11 protein-coding genes are annotated in these 13,051 nt (G+C 65.8%); 4 read left to right on the top strand and 7 right to left on the bottom strand.

Annotated features, from left to right (window positions below; genetic code table 11):
* Position 1: 1 nt before the first annotated feature.
* Complete coding sequence (locus ACFFIC_RS15135) at positions 2-964, top strand: Bug family tripartite tricarboxylate transporter substrate binding protein (protein WP_377051758.1); 963 nt, start codon at positions 2-4, stop codon at positions 962-964.
* Between the two features lie 278 nt (positions 965-1,242).
* Here the strand turns inward: ACFFIC_RS15135 and ACFFIC_RS15130 are convergent, their stop codons facing one another.
* The 7 genes from ACFFIC_RS15130 to ACFFIC_RS15100 all read right to left on the bottom strand — a co-directional run bounded on the left by ACFFIC_RS15130 (position 1,243) and on the right by ACFFIC_RS15100 (position 10,305).
* Positions 1,243-2,961 (bottom strand): hypothetical protein, encoded by a 1,719-nt coding sequence (locus ACFFIC_RS15130; protein WP_377051756.1) that lies wholly within the window; start codon positions 2,959-2,961, stop codon positions 1,243-1,245.
* A 153-nt stretch (positions 2,962-3,114) separates the two neighbouring features.
* Entirely contained in the window at positions 3,115-4,575 is a 1,461-nt protein-coding gene (terL, locus tag ACFFIC_RS15125) for a phage terminase large subunit (protein WP_377051754.1), read from the bottom strand.
* Positions 4,565-4,960 (bottom strand): hypothetical protein, encoded by a 396-nt coding sequence (locus tag ACFFIC_RS15120; RefSeq protein ID WP_377051752.1) that lies wholly within the window; start codon positions 4,958-4,960, stop codon positions 4,565-4,567. The genes terL and ACFFIC_RS15120 overlap by 11 nt, the downstream gene beginning before the upstream one ends.
* Position 4,961: 1 nt before the next feature.
* Positions 4,962-6,233 carry a site-specific DNA-methyltransferase gene (locus ACFFIC_RS15115; RefSeq protein ID WP_377051750.1) on the bottom strand — a complete coding sequence of 424 codons (1,272 nt, stop codon included), beginning with the start codon at positions 6,231-6,233 and terminating at the stop codon, positions 4,962-4,964.
* 229 nt (positions 6,234-6,462) lie between these two features.
* On the bottom strand, positions 6,463-8,745 hold the full coding sequence (locus ACFFIC_RS15110) for a phage/plasmid primase, P4 family (RefSeq protein WP_377051748.1): 2,283 nt from the start codon (positions 8,743-8,745) through the stop codon (positions 6,463-6,465).
* Positions 8,745-8,984 (bottom strand): helix-turn-helix transcriptional regulator, encoded by a 240-nt coding sequence (locus ACFFIC_RS15105; protein WP_377051746.1) that lies wholly within the window; start codon positions 8,982-8,984, stop codon positions 8,745-8,747. Before ACFFIC_RS15105 ends, ACFFIC_RS15110 begins: the two co-directional genes overlap by 1 nt.
* Before the next feature lie 85 nt (positions 8,985-9,069).
* Entirely contained in the window at positions 9,070-10,305 is a 1,236-nt protein-coding gene (locus tag ACFFIC_RS15100; protein ID WP_377051744.1) for a hypothetical protein, read from the bottom strand.
* 385 nt (positions 10,306-10,690) lie between these two features.
* Between ACFFIC_RS15100 and ACFFIC_RS15095 the strand changes: the two genes are divergently transcribed.
* Genes ACFFIC_RS15095 through ACFFIC_RS15085 form a run of 3 tightly spaced genes read left to right on the top strand, consistent with a single transcriptional unit; the run spans position 10,691 to position 12,932 of the window.
* Positions 10,691-11,167 (top strand): DUF2924 domain-containing protein, encoded by a 477-nt coding sequence (locus ACFFIC_RS15095; protein WP_377051742.1) that lies wholly within the window; start codon positions 10,691-10,693, stop codon positions 11,165-11,167.
* Entirely contained in the window at positions 11,164-12,534 is a 1,371-nt protein-coding gene (locus tag ACFFIC_RS15090; RefSeq protein ID WP_377051740.1) for a recombinase family protein, read from the top strand. The genes ACFFIC_RS15095 and ACFFIC_RS15090 overlap by 4 nt, the downstream gene beginning before the upstream one ends.
* Positions 12,531-12,932 carry a hypothetical protein gene (locus tag ACFFIC_RS15085; RefSeq protein ID WP_377051738.1) on the top strand — a complete coding sequence of 134 codons (402 nt, stop codon included), beginning with the start codon at positions 12,531-12,533 and terminating at the stop codon, positions 12,930-12,932. The genes ACFFIC_RS15090 and ACFFIC_RS15085 overlap by 4 nt, the downstream gene beginning before the upstream one ends.
* Positions 12,933-13,051: the final 119 nt, after the last annotated feature.

The following is a 13,051-nucleotide window of genomic DNA, read 5'->3' as shown; positions in this document are numbered from 1 at the left end:
GATGCACCGACGCACGGTTATTGCGGCCGCGGCCGGGATGCTGCTGTCACGAGGATCGCCCGCGCGAGCCGCCTGGCCTGACCGTCCGATCCGGCTGGTCGTGCCCTACGGAGCCGGGAACGTCACCGACACGGTGGCGCGGCTATTGGCCGACGGTCTCTCCAGGCAGCTTGGCGGGGCCGTGGTGGTGGAGAACATACCCGGCGCCGGCGGAGTGATCGGCGTGGCGAACCTGGTCCGCGCTCCGGCCGATGGCAGCGCGTTCGTGCTGGCGGCGATGGCCGCGCTCGCCGTGCAGCCGCACCTGACGCCAGGCGGTACCGGCTACGACCCGTTGCGGGACGTAACACCCGTAGCGGCCGTGGCGGTGCCGCACGCCTTCCTGGCCGTGCACCGCGACCTGCCCGCGCGTGACCTGGACGGCTTCGTCCGCTACGCCCGCGCCAACCGCGTCCTCTACGGCTCCGCTGGGATCGGTACGCTGGCGCACCTGAACATGGAAGCGCTCGGCCGCGCCCTGGGCTTCGAGGCCGAGCACGTGTCCTATCGCACCTCTGCGGCAAACCTGACCGACCTCCTCGCCGGGCGGGTGCAGGCAACGCTTGAGCCCGTGAGCGTCACCGCGGAAGGGGTGCGGTTCGGCACTTTACGCGCGCTCGTCTACACGGGCTCCTCCCGCATGCCCGCGTTTCCTGACGTGCCGCTCCTCCCCGAGGTTGCACCAGGTACCGTGGTCTCCTCACCCTGGCTGGGCGTCTTCGGACCGCGCGGCCTGCCGCCCGCCATCGTCGAGCAGTTGGCGCGGGAGATCCGCGCGGTAGCGGACGCCGCACGTTTCAAGGCCGCCCTTCCGCCCGGTACCGAGATCCTACAGGACGGCCCCGAAGCCCTCGCGGAGCGCTTGCGGATCGACCACGGGCGCTTCGGCGAGTTGGTCTCTGCGCTTGGGCTACGCGGCAGCTAGGTGAGCTTGGCGCCACCGCGCATTGGCTCAGGCTCAATGTCCGCTCACAGGAAGACGGCGGTGGCGCTGGCGGACGGAAATTGGCGCTCAGCGGACCTGCTCAGCATACCTTGTCCACTACCAGGGGATGTTCACCACCGAGCAACGGTCGATGCTGGGTGGTGAACAGGTGGAAGCCTCCATGCGCCGGCCCTGAATGGCGAGTAGTTTAGGCATTGTCGCGTAAGGTCATGGGAGCACAGGAAACTGCGCTTCTGCCGGTTGCGCCACTACGGTGACTACCGCCAGCGGCAGAGTTGAACGACCTTTGTAAGATTGTTCGGTACGGGGCGGCAGGATGCCCGTTCGAAGGTGATGGCTAGAACTTCAGCAGCTTCCTCATCATAGGCGTCCGGGTCTTCCAGCAGCACAAAAGCTGGTCCCCGATGCAGGCGGACTTCCTGCAGCACCTGGGCCGCGTAGCTCGCCGGATCACTGGCCACACCAGCCCAGTTAGGATTGGGTCCACCGACGAAGCGTACTGAAGGGCTGTCCAGGAAGGGAGCGACAAAGGAGACCGCAGGGCCGAGCAGGACGACGAGCGAATCTTTCGGCAGGGGTATTGGGCTGACTGCCAAGACTGCGGCTCCCCGAGGTTCTCGTTCCCAGAAGAAGGGCTCACGAGGGTGGGCGGGATATTCTGTGACAATGGCCGAGACACCTAGCGCTGTGGCCAGGGCGAGTGTGGCTCCACGGCGCAACGGGGCTGTTGCGGCGGCCAATCCTCCCTCGGGCTTAGTGGCGAGGAGCAGTTCGCGCGCGGCTGCCCAGACGGGGATGCCGAGCAGCACCTCCATTGGGATCGCGTAGCGAAGGATCGAGAAGTTCCCAAGCCAGATCACATAGCTTGCCAGGGTGAAGGCGAGCACGGTGCGGACGGCACGGGCGGCGGCGCGGTCCTCAAGTGAAGGAGGCGGGGTGCAAGGGCGGGAAAACCTGCGCCACATGGCCAGTCCGATGACGAGTAGAAGGGCAGTCAGGCCGACGGCAAACCGTGGGTCAGCGAGCGTTGGCTCTAGAACTGTGCCGGTGGAACGGTGGGCCCAGATGAACGGGTAGGCCAGCGCGGTGACCAAGCTGTCGGGAAGGAAGCTTTCGTCGCGCTGGCTAACAAAAGGGAAGAGGGGGGAACGGAAGATGTTGTTGGTGAAGGAGCCGAAGGGATTGCCGAAGCGGTTCCAAAGGAACCAGCCCCACGGGCCATAAGTAATGGCGAAGCCCAGCGCGCCGCCTACGGAAAGCTGCGCCACCGCACGCGCCCTAAGCACTAGGCCGCCTTGCGTCGCGATGATTGCGGCGAGAGCAAGGGCGGGCGGGAAGATAAAGGCGGTTAGCTTCAGGCCAACTGCGCAGCCGCCCAAGAGCCCAGCTATTAGCCGCAGCCGTGTTGCCTTCGACGCCTCGTGCGCGTCACTGGCTCCTGCTGCCAGGAGGAGTGCGAGCAGGGCACCCAGGACCAGGCAGGCAATTTGAATATCGTTATAAGTCGAGCCGATCTCGGGCAGCGTCGCTGCGCCGGACAATCCGAAGCAGGCGACCAGCGCGGTAGCAGGGGTTACCCGTCCTGCCTTGCCGTTCAGGACGAGGTTGGCCACGGCGATGGTGAGGAAGGCCAGCAGTCCGGCATAGCTGGCCTGTAGGACCGACACCAAGCGCGGCCACGCATTTAGATAGCTCTGGGTCAGCAAGTAGAAGGGGAGGTCGAGCCCAGGATGGAGGAAGGTGTGCGCGCGGGCCGGAGTGAGATCGACCGCCCAGCGGCCCTCCAGCAGGGCATAGATGTTGTAGTAGTGGTAGTTCCTCAGGTCCCAGCTGGTGTCGCGGCCCAGCGCAAGTGCAACAAAAGCTGCCGCGGCCCAACAGGCGAGGAACACTTTCCAGTCCATCCGGAGCCCACCGGCTGTCGGGCCATCCTCGCGAAAAACGTCCTGAATGGTGTGGTGCCGTTCATCAGACATGGCTGGCGCAAATGGAGGCTGAGTGGAACAGGAGCATTGGACCTCACCCGGGGACCAGAAAAGTGTAGCGTCAGCCAGAGGGATAATGACCACTATTTTTCGTCCTGTGCGGCCGTGTCCTCTCCTACCCCCATGCCGAGCGGAAGGTATGCATCAGACGGTCTTCCACGACCTGCCCACCTCCTCGTAAACGCGGCCAAACAGGCGCGAGTACCCGTCCCGCCGTGCAGGCTCCTGGCGCTTGGCGGGGGCGCCTCGGACCATGCGGTCGAGCAGCTGCCCCACCAGCCCAAGGGCATCAACCTGGTCGTCGTGCTTGCCGGCTGGAAAGCTCAGCAGCTCCGCCTCGAAGGCTTGGCGCCAGGAGGCGCTCCTCGGGACATGGAGCCCGTCCAGCGCCATCCTGCCTCGGATCGACTGCGCCCTGACGCCTTTGTCGCCGCGGGTGGGAAAGGGGTGACGCGCCACATAGGCGCTGCGCTCCCGCATGCGCCGCTCCAGGAAGGGACCCACACCCGCCCGTATCTGCCCCGTCTCCTCCGCCCAGCCAATCGGGCGCCACTTGCGCACGATGTCGCAGAACGCCTCGATCCAAGCGTCTGCCGCCGCCTGCCCGCGCCAGAGATCCAGCAGCCAGAGCCGGCCCTGCGGGTCCATGCCGACCACCACATGCACCGTCCAGTCACCCCCACCCGAGGTGACCGCGTAGTCCGAGCCGCCATAGACCCGGAGCGTGGTCCGGTCGGGCAGGCTGTCGGCCGGGTGCAGCCAGGCCGCCTGGAAGTAGTCGCCCGTGTCCGGCACCGGCCGCTGCTGGTAGAGCGCGGCCCAGCTGCGGGTGCTGGCCTCCGCCTTCACCCGGGCCAGGGAAGCGGCATAGCCGTAGGTGTCGTCGGCCCACAGCATCTCGCCGGGTGCTCGGCCCAGCGGGTCACCCTCCTCGGCTTCGGCGGGGAGCGACACCACCCGCCAACGCTCCCGCTGCGCCTCCAACAGCCGGCCCGAGAGGTCATCCTGGTGCCACCGGGTCTGCACCACCACGATGGCGGCGCCGGGCCGAAGGCGGGTGCGGAGGTCATCCTGGTACCACTCCCACACTCGGTTCCGCCTTGCCTCGCTGTCCGCCTCCTCCCTGGACTTCACGGGGTCGTCGATCAGCGCGAGGTCGGCGCGTAAACCAGTGATCACCCCGCCTATGCCGGCCGCCCGGTACTCGCCGCCGTTGCTGGTGGTCCAGAGGTCCTCCGCCTCGCGGCCCAGGCGGTAGCCCAGAGTGGGGCCGTGGCTGCGGATGCGACCCCTGACCCGGCGGGAGAAGGTGCCGGCGAGGTCGGCGGTGTTGGAGGTGGCAATCACCCGGCGGTCCTTCCCTTGGGCCAGGAACCAGGCGGGGAACAGGTCAGACGTATAGGTGCTCTTGGCGGAGCCCGGGGGCATGAAGACCATCAGTCGGTCGTGCACCCCATCGGCCACGGCTTGCAGCTCGCGGATCAGCAGGCGGTGGTGAGCGGCAGGCACCATGCCTTGAGGAGCGAGGGCGTGCTCGCACCAGAGGCCGAACTCGCGGCGGATGGCCCGCCGTTGGCCGAGCTCCCAGGCCGGGTCACTCTCCATCGCTGGGTGCCTCCCGGTCGAGCACAAGGCGAGCGGCCCGGGCGCGGGCGATCTCCTCCTCCAGCTCGGCGTCGGTCATCTCACCGGTCGGCTTAGCCGAGAGCACCACCTCGTGCTTTTCGCGCCATCCCGCGCGCGCCTTCATCCAGAAGATCGAGGCCGCGGTGTTCTGGCCGGAGGTGGCCATGGAGAACAGCGTCTGGGCGACCTTGACAGTGGCCTCGGCCGCGCCTCGGTCCAGCTCGTGCCGAAAGTGCAGGCGGAGCGTCTTGGGGTCGATCTCCAGCAGAGTGGCGATGTCGGTCTGGGGGATGCCAAAGCCGGACATGACCCGCACGGTTCGGCGCTGCTCGGCAGTGGGCACGTAGAGCCCGCCCTTGGCCATGTCAGGCCTCCTCGGCGGTGCCGGGGCGGCGCTCGGCCCTGACCTCAGCAAAGGTCCTCCCACTGGCCTCCAGGCGTGCCTCCAGCCCGGTGAAGGCTTGCCAACGGAGCACCGCCACATCGACGTAGGCGGGCGATAGCTCGACGGCATGGCAGGTACGGCCGGTCATCTCGGCAGCAATCAGGGTGGTGCCGGAGCCGGAGAAGGGCTCGTACACCGCCTGCCCGGGCGAGGAGTTGTTCTCGATCGGCCGGCGCATGCACTCGACCGGCTTCTGGGTGCCGTGGACGGTGTCGGTGTCCTGGTCGCGGCTGGGAATATGCCACACGGTGGTCTGCTTGCGGTCTCCCGCCCAATGGCCCTTCGCTCCATTCCGAACCACATACCAGCAAGGCTCGTGCTGCCAGTGGTAGTGCCCTCGCCCGAGCACCAGGCGCTCTTTCGCCCAGATAATCTGCGCCCGGATCTGGAACCCGCAGTCGGTGAGGTTGTCCGCCACGGTGCCCGCGTGCAGGGCGCCATGCCAGACGTAGGCAACGTCGCCCATGAACAGCGCCCAGGCCTGGGTCCAATCAGCACGGTCGTCGTTGAGGACCTTGCCCGTACGCTGGGTGTTGCTGCCCTCTAGCGCCTCGTTGCGCCAAGCCGGGTCGTACTCCACCCCGTACGGCGGATCGGTGACCATCAGGTGGGGCCGCACCCCGGCGAGCACGGCTTCCACAATGGCAGGGTCGGTGCAGTCGCCGCAGACCAGGTGATGGCGACCCAGCAGCCAGACATCACCCAGGCGCGACGCTGGCGTCTCAGGCGGGGGAGGGACCGCATCGGGGTCCGTCAGTCCCGACGAGGGCTCGGCCAGGAAGGACGCGATCTCCAGCTCGTCGAATCCAGTGAGCGACAGGTCGAACCCTTCGGCGCCCAACTCGGCCAGCTCCACGCGCAGCAGGTCCTCGTCCCAGCCAGCCGAGAGCGCCAGGCGGTTGTCGGCCAAAACGTAGGCGCGGCGCTGTGCAGGGGTGAGATGCGTCAACTCCAGCGTCGGCACCTCGGTCATGCCCAGCTGGCGCGCGGCCAGCAGGCGACCGTGACCGGCGATGACGCCGCGCTCCCCATCAACGAGGATGGGGTTGGTGAAGCCGAACTCGCGAATGGAGGCGGCGATCTGCGCCACCTGCGCGGGCGAGTGCGTGCGCGCGTTGCGGGCGTAGGGGATCAGCTCGGAGACGCGGGCGCGGTTGTAAGGAGGGAACACGCTCGGGGCATTGTCGGGCATCGCACGTCTCCTACGGAGCACGCTGCAGGATACCCGAGCAGGTCCATGCAGCGCGATACGACAGGATTTCGCGCTAGTTCCTTTGTTTGCGATTTACAGCGGGCGAGCGACGCCAGCGACGGAAGCGACGCTGTTTCCCATTGGTGCGCTACACGCGCGCGTGTGGGCGATTAATCGGAAGAAACGTCGCTAGCGTCGCTGGCGTCGCTGAGGGCTCGGAAGACAGGACTCATCCGTCGCGGTCATTCCAGTCAGGCGGCACCATGTCCGGCCTCACTTGCAAACCGACGAAGCCGCGACCGCGGAATAGGTCGCAATCCTTCTCGCGTCGGAACCCAAGGCGCTCCACCATTGTCGCGAGCCACTTGACGTTACGCGCCTCCTCGCCTCGGCTCTGCGCGAAGGCTCTCCAGGACGAGAAAAGGCTGGCGTTGGTATCACCGAGGCCTTTGCCCTGGTCGCAGCATTCGTCCACCCATTGCGCCAGAACGTCCTGCTCGGCGAAGTACTCGGCGGTGGCGTCGATGACGACCTTCGGGCGCTGCAATCCTTGCTTCTGCCAGGCGAGGCACCCGTCGATGAGCCAGCGAAGAATGCCCGGCCATTCCGCTCTGAGCTTCTCCGGCAGGTCCTTGTCTGCTTGGGCCGGCTTGTAGAGGAAAGGCACGACGTTGAAGCGGCGGCGGGCCGCATCGTCGACGTTGCGAAGAGCCGGCTTATGGTTGCCGCTGATAGTCAGCTTGAAGGCAGGGGTGAAGGTGAAGAAGTCCTGTCGCATGAAGCGGGCGGTGATGGGGTCGCCTCCGGTCAGCGCCTTGATCCGAGCCTCGGCCCAGGCACGTCCCTCCTCTGTCTCGGTTGTCATTACCATGCGCGGCCCGTGCAGCATCGCGAGGTCGGTCGGGTGTCGATCACCCTGGGATGCCGTGAAGGTGTCCATGGCGGCATTGGTGGCATAGCTGCCGAGAAGGCCAGCAACAGTGACGAGCAGGACGCCCTTGCCGTTTCCACCGGGCCCGTAAACGAAGAGGAGGGCGTGCTCGCTGGTGATGCCGGTCAAGCAATACCCGAACCAGCGCTGCAGGAAGTCGATCAGCTCCTGGTCACCACCCGTGGCCTGCTGGAGGAAGGCAAGCCAGATCTTGCAATCCGCTGTCTTTGCAGGCCTGACGGCGGTCGCGCGAGAGATATGGTCTGCCTGCTGAGCCGCTCGAAGTGTGCCGGTTCGGAGATCGACCGTGCCCTCGGGTGTCCCCAAGAGCCACGGATCCTGATCCCAGTGGGCGCTGGTGACGGCGAAGACGCGATCAGCCTGTGCTAGCCGCTCGACGCCAGAGGCAAAGGCGGCCTTTCCAGCGGCGATCATCACCTTGGGCTCCTCAGTCGCTGCCGCAAGGCGACACGCGAGGCGGCGTATCCAGTGGAAAGCGAGCCGGGTGTCCTCGCGTTGCCAGATGGCGCCGGTCCAGCGGTACCATTTGCCGGCGTGATGGCAGTAGCGGAGCATATCTCCACAAGCCTTCGCAAACGCCACGGCGACGCTGTCCTCCGATATGAGGCCAGTTTCGGTCGACCCGGGTGACTGGTTGCCCGGCCCTCTGTCACCACGATCTTTGGCTTCTGCCTCCTTGACGTAGATGTCTTCCAGGCAGCGGTCGATGTCGGCAAAGCGTTCGGTCCAGCGGATGTCCCGCCCTGCGGCGGGAACCTCCTCCATGGTTTGCACAAGGCGTTTGCGGGCATCCATAAACGCCACCCCGTCCCGTGCCCACCGCCCGAGCAAACGCACGCAGGCGGTGTGGTAGGAGGCGCCGGTGCGGATCTGCTCCAGCAACAACGCCTCATCCACTGGGCCTTGCTGCGGCCTACCGCCGCTAGCACCGATGGGAATCGTGTTCGGCTTGCCCTGCCAAGTCTCGTCGAGCTCGTCCAGCTGGTCGATCGGTGTGCCGTCCACCAGTTCAACCCGGTGGTCCGGATTCGAGCCGACCGAGCCAAAATAGTAGGCCTGCGACAGCGTCCAGCTCTCGACCGAAAACTCGCCGCGGAACGCTCCATTCAGTCGCCCAAGCAGCTTGCGTCGCTCTCCTGGCGGCAGCTCCTGGGAGGTCGGGCACAGCACCCGCCAACGGGGCTTTGCAGCCGTGTGAGAAGGCGAGGTGTAGAGCAAGCAGAGGAGGTCTAACTTGGTCGCGACCTCGACGGCCTCATCAAAGGGCATTTGCTCTCCGTCATAATCAGCCTCGATGCCGCGAATAACCAGCACGTTGGCATCATGGCGAAGGCTCCCCTTTTCGGTACGCGCATCGCCGAACTGGGCCAGCTTGAGCCAGGGCAGCTGGTCCTTACGGGGAGCGTTGGTTGTGGTGATCCGCTTTGCCAGCTGGGTAAGGGTTGTCAGCTCCTCGCGCTTTCGAGTGGCGGTGTGGTCCCGGAAGAAGGTTACGGGGAAGAGGCGGTCGGGCAGGTTCTCCTTCATGAGAAGCGCCACGTTCCTGACCGAGCCGTCCATCAGCCCAGCCCCATGGCGGCGCGAGAGGCACGGAGTTGCTGTGCCTCAAAGGCCTCGATGTCTTCGATGCGGTAGACGACGCGGCCGCCGAGCTTGAGAAAGCGCGGCCCCTGTCCCAGCCACCGCCAGCGCTCCAAAGTTCGAGGCGAGACATTCCAGCGTAGCGCCAACTCAAGCTGGTGAAGGTGGCGGAGACGGTGATCGCCCTCTGTGTAATCCGGCGTGCTCCTGACAGACATTCCATCGCTCCATGACGATCAATGATGACATCATGAAGAGGTGCTACCGGAGCCATGATCCATGCCCAGGATCCCTCGTGAGGAATTATGGGATTATGGGGTTCGATCGTGGGCGCAGCGAAGCGTAGTCCAGGCGAAGAGCATTCTCGATTGTCTTTGCGCTGGGGACCTGATGCGACGGAACCTTTGTATCAAGCCAAGCTGCCAACGCCGACGCTTCACTCGCCAGGTTCGGCATGATGTCGCCGGCGGCGGCACGGTGCCTCAGCTTGCGCTTCAGCAGCGGCGTCCACGAGACCTTCGCGGGCGAGATCGGCCTTACATCTGGACTTCCAACCACACGTCGGTGGTTTTCCTCAAGCAGGGCCAAGATCAAGTCGTCGCTGAACTCATAAACATCCTCGGGCTTGAGCGTGGCAAAAGATGCCTGCGCTGCTGGAGCAGGGGATGCCTGCTCGGCGGGCTTTGTGTCGACGTCTGCCGGATCCAGCCAACACTCAACCGCTGTCCACCGACGGCCGTGTGCTGTGACGGACTGATTTTTGGCATCGACTTGAAGATCGAACGCCCAAGTGGCTGGAATTCGTTCGTAGTCGGTCGCCAAGTTTGGCTGGGTCTGAACCCCGTACAGGTAGATCTCCTCAGCCGCGACTCGCGTCTGCAAGTCTTTGAGCAAACCCCTCCAACTCGTTTCCAAACACCGCCGCTGCACCGCGTACTCCTCTGCAGACAGCCTGCGAGCCTCACGCTTCGCACCACAGGCCAGACTAAGCTGTGGAAAACCAAAGTCGAGTATCTCATCGGTGCGGAAGACGCTCTCGTTGCGACGAACACCGATCAGCAGCCAAGGGTCGCACCAACGGGACACCGCCTGCTGCAGGACCAGCCGACGGCGCTCTGCTTTTACGGTCGCCTCGAAGGGGCCAAGGACAGCATGGACTTCCGTGTATGTTTCGCCAGCCCGCTCAATGGTGTTCGCCGCTGGTTTGATGCTGCCCCGGTGTACGTCTGTGCATGTGAGGAATACTACAGCGTCCGTGCCAGTGGCCGAGACTTTGCTCCCATACAGGTGGAACTCACCGCGTTCGATCCGGTCGACCAAGTCGTTTTGCAAGGCCGAGTAGGCCCTGTGCCTTTGCCAATGTTTATCGATCGTAAACAGATCGACACTGTTCATTTCGGTACTGCTCTTGCCTACTTGCTCACGAAGCAGTTCCTGCAAACGGTGCTCTGCAAGGCGAAGATCGCGCGCCAGACCAGCCTCGCACAATTTTTCCAGTGCACCGTGGAGAGTAAGCACGACTGGTGGCTCAGGCGTCATGAGGGGCAGAGGCTCCGGGCATGAGGTCGACTCCGAGGCGAAGTTGCTCGTTTGTTCTAAATTGCGATCGCCAGGCGGTCGAGCCCTCCAAACAGGTGCATCAAGCCCGAGCCAGCCAACTTCCCCGTGAGCCTAACCTTCACCTCCCCCCGCACCTTCGCGAGGTCTGCGCCGTGCTCGCGGCCGGCCTGGTGCGGCTTCGTGCCCACTGTGCCGAGGATCTCGCCCGCGACGCCGAGCAGGCCGGGGGCCTGGGAGAAAATTCGCTACACTTCCGGCCCAAACAGAGCGGTCGTGTCCCTCCCCAAACTCGGAGACACGCATGACGCTTCCATCTACTGCACAGCGGGGGAGGGGCGCTGGTAAGGTCCAGGCTGCTCCGCCTGTGGCACCCACGCCCGTCTTCCCGACCATCCCGCCTGCCGACGTGCTCGGCCGCCTGGCAGCCCTGAAGGCCGCTCCCACCGCTCACCTGAAGCAGCAGTGGCGCGAGCTGTTCGGCAGGGAGCCGCCGCCCTTCAACCGCGCCTACCTCCAAAGCAGGCTGGCCTACCGCATCCAGGAGCTCGCCTACGGTGGCCTACGCCCGGAGACCCGGGCCCGCCTAGAGGCGCTCGGTGAGCAACTGGACGGGGGCAACGTGGTGCTCCGCCGCATCCGAGCTGACAGCCGACCCTTGGCCGGCACCCGCCTGCTCCGCGAGTGGCAAGGGGTGGAGCATGCGGTCACCGTGCTGGCGGACGGCTTTGAATTCGAGGGCCGGCCCTACCGCTCCCTCTCCGCAGTGGCACGGCACATCACCGGCACCCGCTGGAACGGCTGGACCTTCTTCGGGCTGAAGAGCCAAGGGAGGGGCGCATGAGCCGCCGCCAAGGCAGGGCGGCCGAGGTGGTGCCGCCTCCCACCCCCGTCCGGCGCCTCCGCTGCGCTGTCTACACCCGCAAGAGCACCGACGAGGGGCTCGACCGCGAGTTCAACACCCTCGACGCCCAGCGGGACGCCTGCGAGGCCTACGTGCTGTCCCAACGGGCAGAGGGCTGGACGCTGGTAGGGGACCGCTACGACGACGGCGGCTTCTCGGGTGGCACCCTGGAGCGCCCGGCCCTGCAGCGTCTGCTGCGCGATGTGGAGCAGGGCCGGGTCGACATCATCGTTTGCTACAAGATTGACCGCCTTTCCCGCTCGCTGATGGACTTCTCCCGGCTGGTGGAGACCTTCGAGGCGCACGGGGTGACCTTCGTCAGCATCACCCAGTCCTTCAACACTACCACCAGCATGGGGCGGCTGACGCTCAACATCCTGCTCAGCTTTGCCCAGTTCGAACGCGAGGTGATCGGCGAGCGCATCCGGGACAAGTTCGCCGCCTCACGCGCCCGGGGCATGTGGATGGGCGGGCATGTGCCGCTCGGCTACGAGGTCAGCGACAGGAAGCTGCTGGTCAACGAGGCGGAGGCCGCTACGGTCCGGCGGGTGTTCACCACCTTCCTGGACACTCGGTCCGGCACGGAGACCGCCCGCCAGCTCCAGGCGGAGAACCTGACCAGCCGGTCGGGGCGGCTGCTAGACAAGGGTGACGTCTACAAGCTTCTGAACAACCGCACCTACGTGGGCGAGGCGGCGCACAAGGGGAAGGTCTACCCTGGCGAGCACGAGCCCATCATCGACCGGGCGCTCTGGGAGGCGGTGCACGCCCTGCTGAAGGAGAGCCCCCATACCCGCAGCAATGGCACGCGTAACCAGACGCCGGCGCTGCTGAAGGGTCTGATCTACGGCACTGACGGGCGGGCGCTCTCGCCGACCCACACGCGCAGGAGGGGGCGGCTGTACCGGTACTACGTCAGTCAGGCGGCGCTGAAGGGCACGGACACGGCCGAACAGGCCGATCCCACCCTCGTGCGGCGCATCTCTGCGGCAGAGATCGAGGCGGCGGTGGTGGGGCAGGTTCGGGCCCTCCTGCGCCAGCCCGAGATCATCGTGGGCACCTGGCCGGCGGCGAGGGCGAGCGATCCGGACCTGACTGAGGCCGAAACACGTGACGCCCTGCACCAGCTGGAGCCACTCTGGGATGAGCTGTTCCCTGCGGAGCAAGCGCGGATCGTGCGGCTGCTGGTGGAGCGGGTGACGGTGTCCAGCACGGGGGCGGACATCCGGCTGCGAGTGGAGGGGCTGGCCAGCCTCGTGCGGGATCTACGAGCGGGCAGTACGCAGCTTGCGGAGGCAGCGGAATGAGCGCCACCCACCCCGCTAGCCTCACTGTGCAGGTGCCGCTCAGCATCCGACGCCAGCCCGGGCGCAAGACGGTGGTGACGCCGGAGGGGAAGGCGAGCGCGGGCATGCCGGAAACCGCAATCCCCACCAGCGCTGATCCTGCGCTGTTGAAAGCGCTGGCCAGGTCCTTCCGGTACCAGCGGCTGCTTGATGAGGGGCAGTACGCGTCCATCACCGAGATGGCTGAGGCGGAGAAGCTGGACCGAGGATACATGGGGCGGCTGCTGCAGCTAACGCTGCTAGCGCCGAACCTCGTAGAGGCAGTGCTGGATGGCCGGCAGTCCGACCAGCTCGACCTGCCATCATTGCTAAAGTCAATCCCATTGATCTGGGAGCAACAGGGCGGCGTACGCACCTGAAATGGGCGCCGCACACTTCACTGCCAATCGGTCAGGTTCGCTATGCGCCCATATCGGCCATCTGCATGACGTCACAGCCTTCCCGAAAGCGGACGCAAGTGGCGGGCGGCATATGGACG

It is taken from the genome of Muricoccus vinaceus, from assembly GCF_042433125.1.
Classification (GTDB): Bacteria; Pseudomonadota; Alphaproteobacteria; order Acetobacterales; family Acetobacteraceae; genus Roseomonas; species Roseomonas vinacea.
This window is presented reverse-complemented; position numbering and strand designations above follow the sequence as displayed.